Source organism: Neisseria sp. P0021.S006 (genome assembly GCF_051956895.1).
The window spans coordinates 1-17,679 of sequence record NZ_JBQCWZ010000016.1 but is presented as its reverse complement, the minus strand read 5'-3'; the positions used below and the strand labels follow the sequence as shown (position 1 = coordinate 17,679).

Sequence of the window (17,679 nt, the reverse complement as noted above, 5' to 3'; positions counted from 1 at the left end):
GCCTTTTATAACAGACGGCCTTTTATTTAGTTCAATTCAAAATCAAACACACTGTTACTTTTGACCTTGAATGGCCGCGGCAATTTTTTCTGCGCCTTTTTTCGCCCAGTCTGCCTGCTTGGCTTCCACCATCACGCGCACGACAGGCTCGGTACCGGATGCGCGCAAGACCACGCGGCCTTTGCCTTCGAGTTCTTTTTCCACTTCAGCCAAAGCCTCTTTGGAAGCGTCCTGCCAGTTTTGGCCTTTTTTGATGCGGACGTTGATCATGGTTTGCGGATACGGCTGCCAATCGGCGCAAACGGTGGCAAGGTCTTGATTCAAGGTTTGCAATGCGGCCAAAACTTGCAGCGCGGAAATGATGCCGTCACCGGTATTGTGTTTGTCCATACACAAAATATGACCGCTGGCTTCGCCGCCAATCAGCCAACCGCGTTGGTGGAGCTGTTCCAACACATAGCGGTCGCCCACTTTGGCGCGGCAGAAATCAACGCCCTGCTCTTTCAAAGCAACTTCCATCGCCATATTGGTCATTACCGTACCCACCACGCCGCCGATCTCCACGCCTTCGTGCGCGCGTGCTTTGGCAATCACATAAATCAAGCTGTCGCCGTCATACACTTTGCCATTGCGGTCAACCATCATCAAACGGTCGCCATCGCCATCCAAGGCAATGCCGTAATCGGCTTCATTTTGCAACACAGCCGCTTGCAAAGCTTTCGGATGGGTCGCACCACATTTCTCATTGATGTTGTAGCCGTTTGGCTCATCACCGATGCTTACTACTTGCGCACCCAATTCGTGGAATACTTTAGGCGCAACTGCATAGCCCGCACCATTGGCGGTATCGACCACCAATTTCAGACCGCGCAAGTCCAAATGGCTTGGGAAAGTGGATTTACAGAACTCGATATAGCGGTCATCCGCACCATTAATCCGGCGCGCACGGCCTAAACGGCTGGATGGCTGTGTTTTCATTTCCTCATCGATTTTGGCTTCGATTTCCAATTCGATTTCATCGCTCAACTTCACACCGCCTTCGGCAAAGAATTTAATGCCGTTGTCAGAATAAACGTTATGGGACGCAGAAATCATCACACCGGCAGACAAACGCAAAGCACGGGTCAAATACGCTACGCCCGGAGTCGGCAGAGGGCCGGTTTGAATAACATTGACACCGGCGGCGGTAAAACCGGCAATCAGCGCAGCTTCCAGCATATAGCCTGAAATACGCGTGTCTTTACCGATCAAGACGGTTGGTTTGATTTCGCCTTCGTGCTGCACCAAAACCTGACCTGCCGCATAGCCTAATTTCAAGACAAAATCAGGATTGATAGGAAACTGACCGACTTCGCCACGCACACCGTCAGTACCGAAATATTTTTTTGCCATGAGATAACTCCGTGGTTGTTTTGTCGTATGTGAATATGGTTGAACTTCTTTAAAAGAATCTTGATTGTATTCGAAGGCCGTCTGAATCTTTCAGACGACCCTTGATCATGAGAATAATTTACTACTTCAGTATTATAGCAAGATCCAGATTTCCTGCACAAAAAAAGCGCATCCTTTTGCAGAATGCGCTTCCTATTCGAGATTCAAAATCAAATCTTAGAATTTAGCACCAGACTGATTAGCCATGTAATCAACTGCAGCTTTCACTTCATCATCGCTCAGGCTACCGTTACCACCTTTGGCAGGCATTGCGTTAAAGCCTTCGAGTGCGTGTTTGTGCAGGGTGTCTTTACCTTGTTTGATACGAGGAGCCCAGTCTTCTTTTTTACCTACATGAGGAACACCTGGAACTGCGCCGCCGTGACATGCTTGGCAGTTGGCTTCGTAAACTTTTTTGCCGTCTGCACCGCCGGCTGCTGGAGCTGCCACACCTTTGTCATCTGCTTTGGCCACATCTGCTTTAGGGGCTTCTGCAGGAGCTGCACCTTCAGCCGCCGGAGCTGAAGCGGCTTCACCGGAAGCGGCTGCATCGGCAGGAGCTGCGGCATCAGGATCAGGGAAAGTACCGCCGGCTTTGTTGGCCATATAAGTAATGGCGCGTTTCAATTCTTGATCGGTCAAATCAGCCGCACCGCCTTTGGCAGGCATTGCGTTGAAACCATTCAGAGCGTGTTGGAACAAGGTATCGAAACCTTGTGCAATGCGAGGCGCCCAATCGCCTTTGTTTTCAAATTTAGGCGCGTTAGGAACGATGCTGTCTGCCGCGTGACATTGAATACAGATTTTGTTGAAAATCTGATCGCCTTGACGCTCGCCGACTGGAATACCATCGCCCAATTTCAGTTGGCCGACTGGCTGGATACGGGTTTGAGTCGCAGCTTCGGTTGTTTCGGCAACATCGCCGAATGAACCGCTTCCCGCCAGTTTGATCAGGAAGTAAATCACTGCAATGACAATAACGATACCGCTCACAAGGGTGAACAATGCAGAGCCTTGGGCTTTGTGGTCGCGGAGTTGTTTCATTTGGTAGGCCTCGCCGTTAGGTTAGGTTGTGCTGTAAGTTATAGTTTATGTGTTAAACGCAGTTAACAATATTTTGCTGGATTATACTGAATTCGCAAAGGCTTTCCAATCCATCTTGAGAAAAAGATACGCAAAAATCCTCAAAAGGCCATCTAAATTCTGCTAAGCCTTTGTAGTTAATTGATTATTCCAGCTATGCAAAAAAGTGACCGCCAATGCCACTTTCAGACACTTTCAAGATAAACTTTGCCAATAAAGCCAATATGCGTTAACCTTACGGCTTTCGCACCCATAGCTCAGTTGGAAGAGTGTCAGTTTCCGAAGCTGGAGGTCACAGGTTCGATCCCTGTTGGGTGCGCCAATTATAAATAGGCCGTCTGAAAGATGAAAATTTTTCAGACGGCCTTTTGATTTACTTCAAATAAAACTACATTCAATTTCAGATTGAACGGCTATTACAACACTTTGGCAAATGCTTCGGCCACATAATCGATATTCGATGCATTCAATCCTGCCACACACATCCTACCCGAATCCAGCAGGTAAACGGCAAACTCGTCACGCAGGCGGTGTACCTGCTCTACGGTTAGGCCTGTATAGCTGAACATACCGCGCTGTTTGATGAAATAGCTGAAATCACGATTGGGGATTTTGGCCGTCAAAACATCATAAAGTTTCTGACGCATGGCACGGATGCGGTCGCGCATGGCGTAAACCTCGTTTTCCCACAAAGCGCGTAGCTCATCGCTGTTCATCACATCAGAAGCGATGTATGCGCCATGCGCGGCAGGACTGGAATAAATGCGGCGGACGGTAAATTTCAACTGTCCGAACACCAGCTCTGCTTCTTCCTTATTGGGACACACTACGCTCAAACCACCGACGCGCTCGCCGTACAGCGACAGGTTTTTCGAGAAAGAGTTGCTGACAAACAAAGGCAGACCCATTTCGACGGCTTTGCGAATTGCATACGCATCGCTGTCTAAATCTTCGCCGAAACCTTGATAGGCAATATCCATAAACGGAATCAGCTTGTGCGTTTTGATAATATCCAACACTTCATCCCATTGCGCTTTCGACATATCTACGCCGGTCGGGTTTTGACAGCATGGATGCAAAATCAAGACGCTGTTTTCCGGCAATGTTTTGAAAAACGCAGTCATTTCTTCAAATTTCACGCCGACGGTTTCAGGGTTGTAATAAGGATACGTCCCCACTTCAAAACCTGCGCCTTCAAAAATGCCTTTATGGTTGTCCCAAGTCGGATCGCTGACATAGGCTTTTGCATCAGGGAACCAACGGCGCAAAAAGTCGGCACCGACTTTCAACGCCCCCGAGCCGCCTAAAGTCTGTACGGTCGCAACGCTACCTTCTGCCAATGCCGGATTATCCTTGCCAAACAACAAACGCTGAACGGCACTCCGATAAGTATCCAAACCTTCCATCGGCAGATAAGGAGAGGGGCGCGGTACGGCCGCACGCTCTGCTTCTGCCCGGCGGACAGATTCCAAAACCGGCATTTTGCCTTCGTCATCAAAATAAATGCCTATGCTCAAATTGACTTTTTCAGGACGCTCGTCGCGTTTGAAGGTTTCAACCAAACTCAAAATCGGGTCGCCCGGATAATACTCGACATGACGGTACATGGTGCTTCCTTTGTTTTCAGACAGAATTAATGAAGATTGTGGCACTAAAAGGCCTTATTTGCAAAATCAGGCCGTCTGAAAAATTCAGACGGCCTGATTATTTTTAAACGCTACCAATCTACTCGTTTCAAATCGTTTTGTGCCAATACATCCGCATGCTCGCTGCGGCTTTGATATTCCCTGTCCTGCAAAATGCGGCGGGCGACATAATTCAAATGCAGTTTGGCCGCTTCCGCCGCCTCAGCCGGTTTGGCCTGGGCAATGGCTTCAAAAATAGCGCGGTGCTGGGCAATTAGCGTCGGGCGCGGGTCTTCGGTTTGATGGATATAGATAATGCCGCTGCGTGTTTGCTGATAAAGCATTTTGAGCAGGCTGCTGGAAAGGTGGCTGAACAGGATATTGTGTGCGGCATCAGCAATAGTTTGATGGAAACTGACGTCTGCCTCGGCTTGATGTTCCAAATTTCCGCTTTCACAGGCCGTTTCAAACTTCTGCTGCCAGAAGTCAATACGTTTCAAATCGGCGTCAGTCCGTCTTTCGGCGGCCAGCGCCGCCATACAGCCTTCAACGTGACAACTGAAATCGAATACGTCTGTTTCCCAATTGGTATGTTTGCCGAGCAACTCCTGCCAGCTTTGCAAAAAATCCTGCTGCGGCTTGACGGAAACATAATAGCCATCGCCCTGCCGCGCTTCCAAAACCTGCTTGGCAATCAAGATATTCAATGCCACCCTGACTGACGGACGCGATACGCCGAATTCTTCCGCAAGCGTACGTTCGGGAGGCAATTTACTGCCTTCTTCATAAATGCCGGTCGCGATACGTTCTTCCAAAACGGCTAAAACCTGATCGCTGATTTTTTGCGGACGAACCAATTTCGTCATGTTGTATTCCTGATGATTGAAGGACAGTTGTATTCAAACGGCCATAAATTGGATTGACCAATTGGCCGCTCATTCTAATCAATCCCCTATTTTTTCGTCAAGGAATGCCATTCTTCCCATCGCAAGCAGTTTAATTCAAACACATTCATTTTTATCAAGTAACCTCACCAATGCCTTCAAATCAATATTTTGGTATGACCAATCTTAATAAACAACCTATGCGCCCAAAATCTGAAAATATTGATTTAGATTAAAATCCCGCTGCTTCTATTTAACTAGACTTTATGTATAATACTTAGGTATTAGTTAACATAATTCCTAATAATAGAGAGAAACAATATGAAATACCCACCATTACTTATCTTACCCATTACCTTAGCCGTATCCCAAACATGGGCAGATACCGATCCTACACCTGAAGAAACGGTTACCCTTTCCCCTGTCACCGTCACCGGCACACAACAACAAAAAGCCAACCGCGTTACTTTCAACCCCAAAGCTGCTTTGCAACCCCTCCCTGCCGGAGACGGGGCAGACCTTTTACAATCCGTGCCCAACATGAGCATCATCCGTAAAGGAGGTAGCTCGGGCGATCCGCTGTTCCGTGGTTTGGGCGGCTCGCGCCTCTCCGTCAATGCCGACGATCAGTTTATTTATGGCGGTTGCGGTATGCGCATGGACCCGCCGACTGCCTATATCCACCCCAATTCATTTGATAAAGTCGTGGTTACTAAAGGCCCGCAAACCGTTACCCAAGGCATGGGTTTGGTCAGCGGCTCAGTGCAATTTATCCGTACAGATCCTGATTTCACTGAGAAACCTTACAATATTAACGCCACCCTGACAGCAGGCAGCAACGACCGCCTTGACGGCTCGCTGGAAGCCGAGTTCGGCGGCAAATACGGCTATGTCCGTACCAATATCTCCCATAACGAAGCCGACGATTACAAAGACGGCGACGGCAACCGCATTCACTCCCACTTCAAACGCGACAGCCAAATGTTGCAACTGGGTGTTACTCCGACAGAAAACACCACCATTGCCGGCACATACGAGCGCAGCAGAGCCAAGGTTGCCTACGCCGACCGCATGATGGACGGCAGCAAATTCGACCGTGATGCGTGGAATATCCGTTTTACCCAACGCAACCTCACACCATGGTTCAGCGAGTTGGAACTGCGCTACGGTAAAAGCGAAATCGACCACGTGATGGACACATACAGCCTGCGTACCATCTACAATCCTGCCGGCAAGCAGATTAAAAATGCCAACAACCCTAAACGCAATACCGATACAGGCCGTCTGAAAGCCACTTTCGATTGGGACAAGCTCAACCTGCAAACCGGTTTGGATTATTTGGACGACGTCCACGTCGCGCGTCATGAGCGTGGCGGCGACGGCTACAGCCACAAGCCTTACATGCCCAACCAAAGTTTCAAACAATGGGGTATTTTCACCGAAGCCTCTTGGCAACAAACCGACAATCAACGCTGGGTAGCAGGTTTTCGCCATGACCAAGTCAAAGCGCATTACGATACCGCGCGTGTTACCGACCCCGTTTTGAAACATCAGAAATTCAATTTGAACTCAGGCTTCCTGCGTTGGGAAAGAAATACGGACAACGGTCTGAAATACTATGCCGGATTCGGCATTGCCGAACGCGCGCCTGACTACTGGGAACGCCTGCACTCTGAAAACAAAGCCATCCGCGCAGAGCAAAACCGCCAAATCGATGCAGGCGTAATCTGGAAACGTCCTAATCTCCACGCATCCGTATCCGTATTCGGCAGCGACATCAAAGACTTCATCATGATGGAGAGCAAAGACAAGATTTTCAACGTGCGCAACATCAACGCTTCACGCTTTGGCGGCGAAGCCGAAGTCAAATGGACATTTGCGCCTAACTGGGAAGTCGGCACCAGCCTCGCCTACACCCACGGCAAAAACCGTACCGACGGCAAACCTTTGGCACAAACGCCACCGCTCGAGTGGAACAACACCCTCGCCTTTGACAACGGCAAATTCAGTGCGGGCGCATTATGGCGCGTCGTGGCCAAACAAAACCGTTACAGCAAAGGCCAAGGCAATATCGTCGGCCAAGACATCGGCGCTTCTTCGGGCTTTGGCGTACTCTCGCTCAACGCTGGTTGGAAATTCAGCAAATACGCCACATTACAAGGTGGCGTGGACAACGTGTTCAACAAAAACTATGCTGAATTCGTCAGCCGCGGCGGCGACCCGTCTGCCGGTACACAAACCATGCGCGTGAACGAACCCGGCCGTACTGCATGGCTGAGACTGCAAGCGAAGTTCTAATCAGCCTCATGCGTATATAAAAAGGCCGTCTGAAAAATTTTCAGACGGCCTTAATATTTTTAATGATGTTTTTAAACAAACAGTCCGGCGAAACAATGCAACGCCGGACTGTTTGCTCTCTATCGGATTAAATCAAACCCAAAGAGTTGATGAACACGACAATAATCGCAATCGGCGCAAGATAGCGAAGCGCACCCAACCACAGGTAAAGCAGCTGTTTCGGAATGGTGCTGCCCATGCCCGCATCACGCAGGACAGACTGTTTGTCCTGAACCCATGATGTAAACACGGCAACGCTCAATGCGCCAATCGGCATGATGACGGCAGAAATAATGAAGTCCCACAAATCAAAAATAGTTTTTCCGAAAATCTTAAAATCGCCCCAAACGCCAAATGACAGCGCCGAAGGAATACCAACTATGAAAATCGCAATACCGGTTACCCAAGCGTGGCTGCTGCGCTTTTTCTCGTCTTGGCGGATGGTTGCCGCGATAACGGTTTCCAGCATGGAAAACGCGGAAGTCAGCGTCGCAAAGACAACCAACAGCATAAACACGGCAAACAAATACGTACCCATCGGCATTTTCATGAAGACCGCAGGCAACACGACAAAAATCAAACCAGGGCCTTGGCCGGGTTCAAAACCGAAGGCAAATACCGCAGGGAAAATCACCAAACCGGCCAGCAGCGACACAAACAGGTTCATCCACATAATCATATGGCCGGAGCGGAACATATCCTGATCCTTACCCAAATACGAGGCATAGGTAATCATCGCGGACACGCCAATACTCAACGCAAAAAATGCCTGACCCAAAGCAGTCAGCATCGTACCCGGTTTCAAATACGACCAATCCGGTTTCAACAAGAATGCCACGCCCTCCATTGCGCCGGGCAAGGTCAGCGAACGGATAGCCAGCGCGATAAAAAGGATAAACAAACCCGGCATCAACACGCGGTTTGCCTTTTCAATGCCGTCTGAAATGCCGCCTTTAACCACCCAAATGGTAATCAGCATGAACAAGCCTTGGTAAAACAGCGAACCAAACGGTGAAGAAATCGTGTTGCCGAACAAGGCTTCAAAGTCTGCGCCGGCATGAATTTCACCGGTAAAGCTGTGCACGACGTAGTTCAATACCCAGCCGCCGACCACGCTATAAAACGACAGCAAAATAAAACACGCGGCCACACCCATGCGGCCGACCCACGGCCACTGCGAACCCGGGCGCAATACTTTAAAGGAATCAATGGCGTTTTTACCGCCTGTACGGCCGATGTAAAACTCAGCCAGTTGAACCGGTAAAGCCACCAAAATGGTGAAAATCAAAAACAAAAGAAAGAATACGGCGCCGCCGTTGGTACCGGCTGTATAAGGGAATTTCCAAATTGCACCCAAACCGATGGCCGAGCCTGCCGCAGCAAGCACAAAGCCGATTTTGGATGACCAAGACGAATGATTGCTCATGATGTAAGTTTAAGAAACGTGAAGATGCCGAATTGTAACAGGGTGAAGTCAAGCCGTGAGTGGCTGACGGACAGCCGATAAGCAATTCGCACGGATGGTGCGTACTTATCAAGCAAATTGGCATGAATTTTTGATAATTAAGCTTTTAATAGCACAAAACTAATTTTTATATTTTAAATTTGACGATTTGTTTTAAAAATAAGCATATAAAAGGCCGTCTGAAACCTTGTTTCCAAGTTTCAGACGGCCTTTATCTTGAAACCGTTTTATTTTTTCATGGCATCAGTCAAAACTTTGACATTGTAGCGGTACATGCCGATGTAACTGTTGGCCGGTGCGCCACCCAGTGCATCGGAATACAAACGTCCGCTGACATTGACGCCGGTTTCTTTGGCGATACGGTCAATCATGCGCGTGTCTTTGATGTTTTCGGTAAAGACGGCTTTAATGCCCTCGCGTTTGATTTGACGGATGATGGAAGCCACTTGTTTGGCAGACGGCTCGGCTTCGCTGCTCACGCCTTGAGGGGCGATGAATTCAATATTGTAGCGTTTGCCCATGTACGTGAACGCATCGTGTCCGGTCAAGACTTTACGCTTGGCGGCAGGTACGGCATTAAAGGCAGCCTGCGCATCGCTGTGCAATTTTTTCAGCTGCATTTGATAGTTGCCCAAACGTTGCTGATAGTAGGTTTTGCCTTCAGGGTCGGCTTGAATCAGCGCATTGGCAACGTTTTGCGCATAAGTACCCATCAAGACGGGGTCGGTCCAAACGTGCGGGTCAAATTCGCCGTGATCGTGATGATGGCCTTCATGATCGTGGTCATGATGATGGCCGCCCTCTTCTGCTTTCAAAGCCTGAATGCCTTTGGTCGCTTCGGCGAAAGGCACTTTGCTTTGTTTAACTGCGCGTTGTACATCGGCGGCTTCCAAGCCCAAGCCGTTGAGCAATACCAATTTTGCGCTGCGGATTTTTTTGATGTCGCCGCTGGTCATGTGGTAGGCATGGCTGTCTTGGTTGGCACCCACCAAGCTTTGAACGGCCACGCGGTCGCCGCCAATCTGTTTGGCCACGTCGCCCAAAATGCTGAAGCTGGTGACAACAGGCAACGGAGCGGCATAAGCGGCACCGGTCAATAATGCGGCAACGATGCCGAGTTTCCAATGTTTCATATTCTCTCCAGTGATATAACGTAACATTAACATCATCATAAGACAGACTGTCTGATTATTCAAGCGGCCGTCTGAAAAATCATGCCGTGCGGTGTTTCTTGCGGCGCAGCCATTTTGCCAAAATGCCGCCTTCCCAACCGAACACGACGGAAATCAGGTAAAGCGTGCCGCAGCATAAAATAATCGCCGGGCCGGACGGGATTTCGATATGGTAGGAAAACAACAATCCTGCCAAGCCGCAAAGCAAAGCCAATGCGACCGACAAAATCATCAGCCAACCCATGCTTTTCGCCCACAGTCTGGCAGTAATCGCCGGCAACATCATCAAACCGACCGACATCAGCGTACCCAATGCCTGAAAACCGGCAACCAGATTCATCACGACCAGTACCAAAAACAACACATGCCAAAAGCCGCCCTTACCGCCGACAGCCTTGAGGAACAAAGGGTCTATGCTTTCCAACACCAGCGGGCGGAACATGACCGCCATCAGCAAAATAGTGACACTTGCAGAAACGGCAATCAGCTGCAAAGCCGGAATATCCACCGCCAAGACCGAGCCAAACAGCAAATGCAGCAAATCGACGCTGCTGCCGTTTTTGCTGACCAAAACCACACCGATGGCGAGGCTGCTCAAATAAAATGCGGCAAAGTTCGCATCTTCTTTCAATGAAGTAAACCGGCTGACTAAACCGGCCAACAAAGCCATCAGCAAACCGGCTGCAAAACCGCCAACACTCATCGCAGGCAAACTCAAACCGGCAAACATATAGCCAATGGCCGCACCGGGCAAAACCGCATGGCTCAAGGCATCGCCCACCAAACTCATGCGGCGCATCACCAAAAATACACCGACAGGCGCCGCGCTCAATGCCAGGCAGAAAATCGACGCCAGGGCATAGCGCATAAAGTCGAATTCGACGAACGGCGCGACGACCAAATCATATAAATCCATGTTTTATCGCTTTTTTATTAATCTCTGAAAGCCTGAGGCCGTCTGAAAAACACTTACTTTCAGACGGCCTTGTCCATTAAACCGCGCACCAATCGGCCGCTTCCTGCTTCTGCATCATTCGGTTGGCCTGTGCCAAAAATTCATCGGTCAACACATTTTCCGTCGCACCGGCTGTCACTTTTTCACGCGCCAAAAGCAGCGTGTTGGCAAAATATGCCCGCACCTGCTCGTAATCATGCAACACGGCAATCACTGCCTGACCGTCCTGATGGCACTGGCGCAAAACTTCCAACAGCGCATAAGTCGTCCGCGCATCCACCGCGTTAAACGGCTCATCCAGCAGCAAAAATTTGGCATCCTGCACTAGCATCCGCGCAAACAATACGCGTTGGAATTGGCCATTGGACAAGTGCGCGATTTGGCGCGTGGCAAAATCCTGCATTTCCACGCGTTCCAAAGCCACCATCACGCGCTTTTTCTGCGCCGCGTTCACACGCCCGAAAAAGCCGATTTCATACCACAGCCCCATCGCTGCCAGTTCAAACACCGTCATCGGCTGGCTGCGGTCAATGTCCGACTGCTGCGGCAGATAGGCAATATCCTTGCGTGCCATATTTTCATAGCGCACGCTGCCCGTATCCGTCTTCTGCAAGCCCATAATGGCTTTGAGCAGGGTCGATTTACCCGCGCCGTTCGGCCCGAAAATCGTCCACATTTTGCCATCTTCAAACACCATATCGACATGGTGCACCACCGGCCTGCGCTGATAGCTGACCGTCAGATTTTCCACCACGATACTCATGGCGATACCGCCCAAAAATATACAGCCCACAACGCCGCCAATGCGACAAGCGCAATCAGCAGCCTTTGCAGCAATCCGGTCAACAATACAGAATTCATAAGCCTAAAACCGCCCTTGTCCAAATACGGACAACAGGCCGTCTGAAAGAAAATTAAAACATTAAAATGATACTGTATAACGTTAACCCTGTAAATTTCTTTCGTTTTCAGACGGCATCGGGCAAAAGGCCGAATATCGGTTACAATCCGTTTTTTATTTGATGATTGTCCTATGTCTATTCCACTCTTAAACGAAAAACTCAATACCGAAACCGCCCGCATTTCATGGGAAGAGCTGCAACCCCACTTCGCACGCGGTGCCGCCGTCTATGTTGCGCCCGATTTGGATTTGATTGCCGTCGCCCGTCATGTTGCCGAAGATGAAGCCGCGCCATTGAAACAATGGATGGAACAAGGCAAATTCGGTGCCATCAGCGATGATATGGCACGCACATTTTTAGCGGATAAGCAGGAAATGTGGGCGGTTGTCGTAGCGCCGTGGGTATTGGTACAGCCTTGCAAAGACTGATAAGGTCGTCTGAAAAATAAAACCGGAACATTTCCCATGTTCCGGTTTTATTTTTCAGACGACCTATTGCAAAGTAAAGCCTGCTTTGAATTCAAGCTTCGGCACCCCGATAACGAAACGTTTGCCGATGCTGTCTTCAAACTCATACGCGCCTTCGATACTGCCCCAAGGCGTGCTGATTTGCGAACCGCTGTTGTACTCATAGGCTTCGCCCGGGTACAAAACAGGTTGCTCTTCAATCAGGCCAACATGACCGACCTGCTCTGTCTCACCGTGTCCGTCGGTGATTTCCCAAAAACGCTGACGCAAAGTAATGATTTTATCACTGCGGTTGCAGATGGTGATCAGATAATTGAAGGCGTAACGGTCGCGATAGACGTCGCTCTGACCGGCCATATAACGCGGCTCCACGTTAATCTCGATTTCATTCATAATTGTTTACCCCGTATGGTATTTATTTTATTTCAATATCCGGATAATTCCGGCGTGCCCGCCCTATTTTTGCAAAGGGTCGAAACACTTAAAACGCATCACGCGATCCAATAAAACAGGCCCAAGACCATCAAGGTCATCACAGCCGCAATCAAATCATCAAGCATAATGCCTAAACCTCCATGAATCCATTGGTCAAACCATTTTATCGGCCATGGTTTCAACGCATCAAACAAGCGGAAAATAACAAAAGCCGCCAGCCACCAGCTCCATTTAAACGGAATCAGCGACAGCACCAACAGCATCGCGACAATTTCATCCCAGACGATACCGCCGTAATCCTGAATACCCAGCTCCCTCTCGGTATAACCGCAAATGCGGATACCCCAGAAGAACAAGGCGATACACAATAAAAGCAATATCCAGCCGTCTATGCCCAACAGGCACAATACAAAAGCCAGAGGTAATGCTGCCAGCGTTCCGGCCGTACCCGGAGCAACCGGCGACAAGCCGCTGCCAAAACCGAATCCTAAAAAACACAATGGTTTGTGCAACAGCCAAGAAAAAGTAGGTTTACGTTCAGCCAAAATGATCAAATCCTAAAGAAGTCAGTTCCAATACGCCGCCTTCGGCATCCAAAATATTCAGACGGCCTGAGTCAGTCATTTTACCAATTCGGGCGACCGGTACGCCACTTTGTTCCGCTACCTGATAAACGCGTTCCCTATCTTCTGGAGCAGCAGTAAAAATCAGTTCGTAATCATCGCCGCCGGCTAATACCGCCGACAACCATTGTTCGCGCGACAAAACGTTTTTCAATTCAGGCAACGACGGCACACAATCGGCAAATATTTCCGCCCCGACAGCAGAGGCTTTTAAAATATGCCCCACATCTTGAGCCAGGCCGTCTGAAACATCTTGCGCGGCATGGGCAAACGGCAACAATGCCTGCCCCAATGAAACGCGCGGTTCCGGACGGAGCAATTTATCATCGCAAACTGCCATGATTTCAGACGGTAATTGATAATGCCCCAGATGTTTGTTCAAAGCAGCGGCAGCCAAACCCAACCGACCCGATACCCAAATATCGTCGCCGACTTCGGCCGCATCACGCCGCAGGGCATTCCCTGTCGGAACTTCACCTACTATTGTTACATTAAAGACCAAATCGCCTTTGGTGGTATCGCCACCAATCAACACCGTATCAAAACGCGCGGCCAAAGCAAAAAAGCTATCGCAAAAACGTTTGAGCCAGTCTTGATTCAATTCAGGCAGCGCAGCACTGAGCAACACCCAACGTGGTTTGGCACCCATAGCGGCCATATCGGATAAGTTTACTGCAAGCATTTTCCATGCCAAATCTTCAGGTGAAACATCTTCAAAAAAATGTCTGCCCTTAACCAACATATCAGCGCTAAAACATAAATCAAATCCGTTACTTGGGCGAATAATAGCGGCATCGTCCCCTATGCCCAAAATCAAACCTTCCGATTTTTGTCGCTGCAAATATTGTCTGATAAAGTCAAATTCCGTCATATTTATCCAATACAACTATAACTTAGATTACTATATCTAATTTTGTGCCAGCCTGATGTTTGCCTGCTAAAACGTCAAACATTACACTTCAACATTATTTAGATATAAAACTCAATAAGTTAAAGGCCGTCTGAAAATATAGATTTCAGACGGCCTCATGTTCTCAAACCACTCTGAGCAGGTAGATTTACAGATAGACGATTTCGCCTGTCCGCCCCCTGCTCTCTTGACTTGCCCACCAAATAAATTGCGGCAGGACATCTTCGTAGTTTTTACGTTCGCTTTTCGATTCGCCCGGATGCGATTTAATACGTTGCGGCGAATTGATGGCGCCCGGCACCAAAACATTGGCACGCAGGTTGTCAAAACGTTCCCACTCGTCCGCGGCCACTTTACACAAATAATTGAGCGCAGCTTTGGAGGCACCGAAACCGCCCCAATAGGCTTGCGGTTTTTCGCCGTGGCTTTCGCCGACAAAAATCACAGAAGCATCTTCGGATTGCTTCAACAATGGGAACAGCGCACGGGTCAAACCCATAGGCGCAACGGTGTTGATACGGTATTGGTTGACCCATTCCGATACGGTTTGAAAATCCAATGGCGACAAGGCATAGAAATAGCTGGCACAATGTACCACGCCATCCAATTTTCCGCCGGTCGCTTCATCAATAGTCTCCGCAAATTGCTTAAACTCTTTCTCCTCCGCGCTCATCAAATCAAAGCAGATGGCAAACGGCTCAGGGCTGCCCGCAGCCACAATGGCATCATATACTTTTTCCAAACGCTTTTGATGACGCGCCACCAAAATGACAGTCGCTCCGGCAGCCGCATAGGCTTTGGCAACCTGCTCGCCCAAGCCTTGGGATGCGCCGGTAATCAAGATGGTTTTGTTCGCTAATGTCGTCATGACTTTTCCTTGAACTTTATGGTTTTGGATATTGTATCGGCTTGGTAAGTTTTGTAAAGTCAAAAAGGCCGTCTGAACATTCAGACGGCCTCAGTTTATTCAACCCGCAAATCCAGCATAAGTTTTTCAGCCGCAGCAAAGCCCGACTGAACCGCAGCTTCCAATGTTGCCGGATAACGCGGATGGAGATAGTCGCCGGCTGGATAAATACGGCGATGATGCAACCATGAGAAATCAGGTTGTACAAAATCAACCGTTGCCGCCGTAGTCGCGCGTTTTTCAGTAATAATGCGTACGGCTTCAGGCGTACCCAAATCCGGACAAATCCGCTTAATGTCCGCATGAATTTTCTCGGCTAAATCTTTATCCTTCCGTGCCTCGGTGTAATCGGAAACGCTGATGACGACCGCGACTTCATTATCCGGCAAACCCAACGCCCCCCGATGTAACACCCATTGCGCCGCACCATCAAAAAATCCCGTTAAAGGCTCAGGTAGTTTGACTGCTTGTGCATAACGCAAATAAACCGTAGTAATCGCATGGTAATGCAACGATTGATAGGCCGTCTGAATATAGTCAGGCGTATCTTCAGGCAGAAGTGCGTCAACATGATATGGTGCAATAGCCAAAACAACCGCATCAAATACTTCGCCATTGATTTCAACTCGGCCATCGATATGATGGTTTAAATGGGAAATACGAGTTTCAAGATGTATTTCTGCACCATGCTTGTGCAGAAAATCCAAAGCCGGTTCGGCTACGATCCGCCCTAAATCCTGCTTAGGCAAAAGATAATCGCTGTTCGCCTTTTCAGACCACACGCCATCATTCAATACATTACATAAAATGCGCAACGATGCCTGTTCTAACGGCGTATTTAAAGCACCCCAAACCAAAGGTTGCCAAAATTGCCCAAGCAGGCTGCGCGGAACATTTCGTGTTCTCAACCACTTTGCAACCGTCAAATCGGTTTTATGATGATCAGCCCAACGTTGCAATGCCGACATATCCGACAGCAATTTGATTTTCAATGAAAAAGAAAGATTTTTAGCACGCAGGATACCGACAAGCAAATGCCAAGGCGCAGGCAGAGAGGCCGTCTGAAACTGCAATCCCTCATGAATGTACCATCGCAAAGGCTGGCGTAAAAAGGCTGATTCAGGTTGAACGCCGATATGTTGCATCAAAGTTTGAACACCATGATACGCACCCAACAAGATATGCTGCCCATTATCCAAAAAGCTGAATCCACCATCTTTCCCAGCTATGCTACGCGCCCTACCGCCAGCCTGTCTCCCAGCCTCAAACAAAGAAATATCGGCTCGATGAATCAGGGAAACCGCCGCAGACAAACCTGCCCAACCGGCACCAATTACAGCAATTTTTGGACGCTTAGTCTTCATGGTTTAAATCCAAACAGCCAAGTTTTCAAAGCAATACGTTTTTTACGGGGAGAAGGAATCGCAATTTTATAAGTCAACACATTTTGCGCACCATCACGGTCAATTTCATTCAACAACGCATAATAAATAGCCGCCATAATCAGGCCGACTTTTTGTGATTTCTTATCCTCAGCCGGCAAAAGCAACATCGCTTCACGATAAGTTTCACGCGCCCTATTCACTTGAAACTGCATCAATTGTGCAAAATTTTCTGTCGGTTTGCACTGCATAATTACGTTGGCAGGTACGTCAAACTTCTGCATTTCCTCTATCGGCAGATAAATTCTTCCTTGTCGCGCATCTTCGCCCACATCACGAATAATGTTCGTCAACTGCAAAGCCAAGCCCATTTTGTCCGCATATTCCAAAGTTTTCAGATTGGAAAAACCTAAAATCCGCGCAATAAGACGCCCCACAACTCCGGCAACACGGTGACAATACAGCTTTAATTCATCAAAACTACCATAACGAGCCTGCTCCAAATCCATCTGCATGCCATCAATCAAGGCCTCAAATTCATTCTTCGGCAAGTCAAAATTTTCCCGAATATCTTTTAAAGCCTGATGAACGGGATGCTCAGGCATCTCATTATTAAACACTTTCTCCAAATCACTGCGCCACCAGTTCAACGTTATCTGAGCTACATTTGGATCGGTACAGCTATCAACTACATCGTCTAGTTCGCGACAAAAAGCGTATAAAACAGTGATCGCATTCCGTTTTTCTACCGATAAAAAACGAAAGCCGGATAAAAAACTGGAATGGCTTTCGGCAACCTTTTGATGACAATAATCCAAAGCAAGCACTGTGTATCCTAAAAATATCGTTATAAATAATTAGCAGGGATTTTATCTGTATTTAAAAAAGTACGCCAATATCAAAAATTCATCTTACAACAAGGCCGTCTGAAAGCTAATCTTAAGTATCTTTCAGACGGCCTAATATCTTACGTCGCCAAGATCGAAACCAGCAGCATCACCACCAGCAGCTGTATCAAGGAGTAGCCCCTCTGCACAGTTGCCCTATCCCATTTTCTGTCAAATGCCTTTAAGTACATATCTTTCTTCCCTTTATCTTCTA

Annotated in this window: 16 protein-coding genes and 1 tRNA gene; 3 read left to right on the top strand and 14 right to left on the bottom strand. The window is 48.5% G+C overall.

Annotation, left to right across the window (positions count from 1 at the left end):
• Window positions 1-54: 54 nt before the first annotated feature.
• Entirely contained in the window at window positions 55-1,392 is a 1,338-nt protein-coding gene (gene glmM, locus ACTHUM_RS05165; protein WP_004520640.1) for a phosphoglucosamine mutase, read from the bottom strand.
• A gap of 216 nt (window positions 1,393-1,608) precedes the next feature.
• Complete coding sequence (locus tag ACTHUM_RS05160) at window positions 1,609-2,475, bottom strand: c-type cytochrome (protein ID WP_070624823.1); 867 nt, start codon at window positions 2,473-2,475, stop codon at window positions 1,609-1,611.
• A 285-nt stretch (window positions 2,476-2,760) separates the two neighbouring features.
• On the opposite strand from ACTHUM_RS05160, the gene ACTHUM_RS05155 reads away from it, so the two are divergent.
• Window positions 2,761-2,836: transfer RNA gene (locus tag ACTHUM_RS05155), tRNA-Arg, on the top strand.
• 94 nt (window positions 2,837-2,930) lie between these two features.
• Here the strand turns inward: ACTHUM_RS05155 and ACTHUM_RS05150 are convergent.
• Together ACTHUM_RS05150 and ACTHUM_RS05145 are read right to left on the bottom strand one after the other, a co-directional pair.
• Window positions 2,931-4,121 (bottom strand): amino acid aminotransferase, encoded by a 1,191-nt coding sequence (locus tag ACTHUM_RS05150; protein WP_070695302.1) that lies wholly within the window; start codon window positions 4,119-4,121, stop codon window positions 2,931-2,933.
• Between the two features lie 110 nt (window positions 4,122-4,231).
• Entirely contained in the window at window positions 4,232-5,005 is a 774-nt protein-coding gene (locus ACTHUM_RS05145) for a FadR/GntR family transcriptional regulator (protein ID WP_004520637.1), read from the bottom strand.
• Between the two features lie 339 nt (window positions 5,006-5,344).
• Here ACTHUM_RS05145 and ACTHUM_RS05140 point away from each other — a divergent pair, with 339 nt between their 5' ends.
• Window positions 5,345-7,321, top strand: coding sequence for a TonB-dependent copper receptor (locus ACTHUM_RS05140; RefSeq protein WP_004520636.1), 1,977 nt, complete (start codon window positions 5,345-5,347; stop codon window positions 7,319-7,321).
• 127 nt (window positions 7,322-7,448) lie between these two features.
• Here ACTHUM_RS05140 and ACTHUM_RS05135 read toward each other — a convergent pair whose 3' ends face one another.
• From ACTHUM_RS05135 to ACTHUM_RS05120, 4 genes are all read right to left on the bottom strand, one after another.
• Window positions 7,449-8,786 (bottom strand): sodium-dependent transporter, encoded by a 1,338-nt coding sequence (locus tag ACTHUM_RS05135; RefSeq protein ID WP_049344650.1) that lies wholly within the window; start codon window positions 8,784-8,786, stop codon window positions 7,449-7,451.
• A 266-nt stretch (window positions 8,787-9,052) separates the two neighbouring features.
• Window positions 9,053-9,958: a metal ABC transporter solute-binding protein, Zn/Mn family gene (locus ACTHUM_RS05130; RefSeq protein WP_049323129.1), complete on the bottom strand. Its 906-nt coding sequence runs from the start codon at window positions 9,956-9,958 to the stop codon at window positions 9,053-9,055.
• A 79-nt stretch (window positions 9,959-10,037) separates the two neighbouring features.
• Window positions 10,038-10,913: a metal ABC transporter permease gene (locus ACTHUM_RS05125; RefSeq protein ID WP_003747573.1), complete on the bottom strand. Its 876-nt coding sequence runs from the start codon at window positions 10,911-10,913 to the stop codon at window positions 10,038-10,040.
• A gap of 76 nt (window positions 10,914-10,989) precedes the next feature.
• Window positions 10,990-11,715 (bottom strand): metal ABC transporter ATP-binding protein, encoded by a 726-nt coding sequence (locus ACTHUM_RS05120; RefSeq protein WP_188208635.1) that lies wholly within the window; start codon window positions 11,713-11,715, stop codon window positions 10,990-10,992.
• Window positions 11,716-11,985: 270 nt separating this feature from the next.
• On the opposite strand from ACTHUM_RS05120, the gene ACTHUM_RS05115 reads away from it, so the two are divergent.
• A complete protein-coding gene (locus tag ACTHUM_RS05115; RefSeq protein WP_004520632.1) occupies window positions 11,986-12,282 on the top strand; it encodes a DUF2288 domain-containing protein in 297 nt (98 codons plus the stop codon).
• Window positions 12,283-12,345: 63 nt separating this feature from the next.
• Here ACTHUM_RS05115 and apaG read toward each other — a convergent pair whose 3' ends face one another.
• From apaG to hpnD, 6 genes are all read right to left on the bottom strand, one after another.
• On the bottom strand, window positions 12,346-12,714 hold the full coding sequence (gene apaG, locus ACTHUM_RS05110; RefSeq protein ID WP_004520630.1) for a Co2+/Mg2+ efflux protein ApaG: 369 nt from the start codon (window positions 12,712-12,714) through the stop codon (window positions 12,346-12,348).
• 98 nt (window positions 12,715-12,812) lie between these two features.
• Window positions 12,813-13,301 (bottom strand): phosphatidylglycerophosphatase A family protein, encoded by a 489-nt coding sequence (locus ACTHUM_RS05105; RefSeq protein ID WP_039862448.1) that lies wholly within the window; start codon window positions 13,299-13,301, stop codon window positions 12,813-12,815.
• Window positions 13,294-14,250: a thiamine-phosphate kinase gene (gene thiL / locus ACTHUM_RS05100; RefSeq protein ID WP_004520628.1), complete on the bottom strand. Its 957-nt coding sequence runs from the start codon at window positions 14,248-14,250 to the stop codon at window positions 13,294-13,296. The genes ACTHUM_RS05105 and thiL overlap by 8 nt, the downstream gene beginning before the upstream one ends.
• A 187-nt stretch (window positions 14,251-14,437) precedes the next feature.
• On the bottom strand, window positions 14,438-15,157 hold the full coding sequence (locus ACTHUM_RS05095; protein ID WP_003682583.1) for an SDR family oxidoreductase: 720 nt from the start codon (window positions 15,155-15,157) through the stop codon (window positions 14,438-14,440).
• A gap of 95 nt (window positions 15,158-15,252) precedes the next feature.
• Complete coding sequence (hpnE, locus tag ACTHUM_RS05090) at window positions 15,253-16,560, bottom strand: hydroxysqualene dehydroxylase HpnE (protein WP_070695300.1); 1,308 nt, start codon at window positions 16,558-16,560, stop codon at window positions 15,253-15,255.
• Window positions 16,557-17,405, bottom strand: coding sequence for a presqualene diphosphate synthase HpnD (hpnD, locus tag ACTHUM_RS05085; RefSeq protein ID WP_004520626.1), 849 nt, complete (start codon window positions 17,403-17,405; stop codon window positions 16,557-16,559). The genes hpnE and hpnD overlap by 4 nt, the downstream gene beginning before the upstream one ends.
• Window positions 17,406-17,679: the final 274 nt, after the last annotated feature.

Excerpts from the sequence above, each read along its gene's own strand:
- ACTHUM_RS05150 (WP_070695302.1), bottom strand. The coding sequence starts at position 4,121 with ATGTACCGTCATGTCGAGTATTATCCGGGCGACCCGATTTTGAGTTTG.
- ACTHUM_RS05130 (WP_049323129.1), bottom strand. The coding sequence starts at position 9,958 with ATGAAACATTGGAAACTCGGCATCGTTGCCGCATTATTGACCGGTGCC.
- apaG (WP_004520630.1), bottom strand. The coding sequence starts at position 12,714 with ATGAATGAAATCGAGATTAACGTGGAGCCGCGTTATATGGCCGGTCAG.
- ACTHUM_RS05135 (WP_049344650.1), bottom strand. The coding sequence starts at position 8,786 with ATGAGCAATCATTCGTCTTGGTCATCCAAAATCGGCTTTGTGCTTGCT.
- ACTHUM_RS05115 (WP_004520632.1), top strand. The coding sequence starts at position 11,986 with ATGTCTATTCCACTCTTAAACGAAAAACTCAATACCGAAACCGCCCGC.
- hpnE (WP_070695300.1), bottom strand. The coding sequence starts at position 16,560 with ATGAAGACTAAGCGTCCAAAAATTGCTGTAATTGGTGCCGGTTGGGCA.
- ACTHUM_RS05095 (WP_003682583.1), bottom strand. The coding sequence starts at position 15,157 with ATGACGACATTAGCGAACAAAACCATCTTGATTACCGGCGCATCCCAA.
- glmM (WP_004520640.1), bottom strand. The coding sequence starts at position 1,392 with ATGGCAAAAAAATATTTCGGTACTGACGGTGTGCGTGGCGAAGTCGGT.
- thiL (WP_004520628.1), bottom strand. The coding sequence starts at position 14,250 with ATGACGGAATTTGACTTTATCAGACAATATTTGCAGCGACAAAAATCG.
- ACTHUM_RS05160 (WP_070624823.1), bottom strand. The coding sequence starts at position 2,475 with ATGAAACAACTCCGCGACCACAAAGCCCAAGGCTCTGCATTGTTCACC.
- ACTHUM_RS05140 (WP_004520636.1), top strand. The coding sequence starts at position 5,345 with ATGAAATACCCACCATTACTTATCTTACCCATTACCTTAGCCGTATCC.
- ACTHUM_RS05125 (WP_003747573.1), bottom strand. The coding sequence starts at position 10,913 with ATGGATTTATATGATTTGGTCGTCGCGCCGTTCGTCGAATTCGACTTT.
- ACTHUM_RS05145 (WP_004520637.1), bottom strand. The coding sequence starts at position 5,005 with ATGACGAAATTGGTTCGTCCGCAAAAAATCAGCGATCAGGTTTTAGCC.
- ACTHUM_RS05120 (WP_188208635.1), bottom strand. The coding sequence starts at position 11,715 with ATGAGTATCGTGGTGGAAAATCTGACGGTCAGCTATCAGCGCAGGCCG.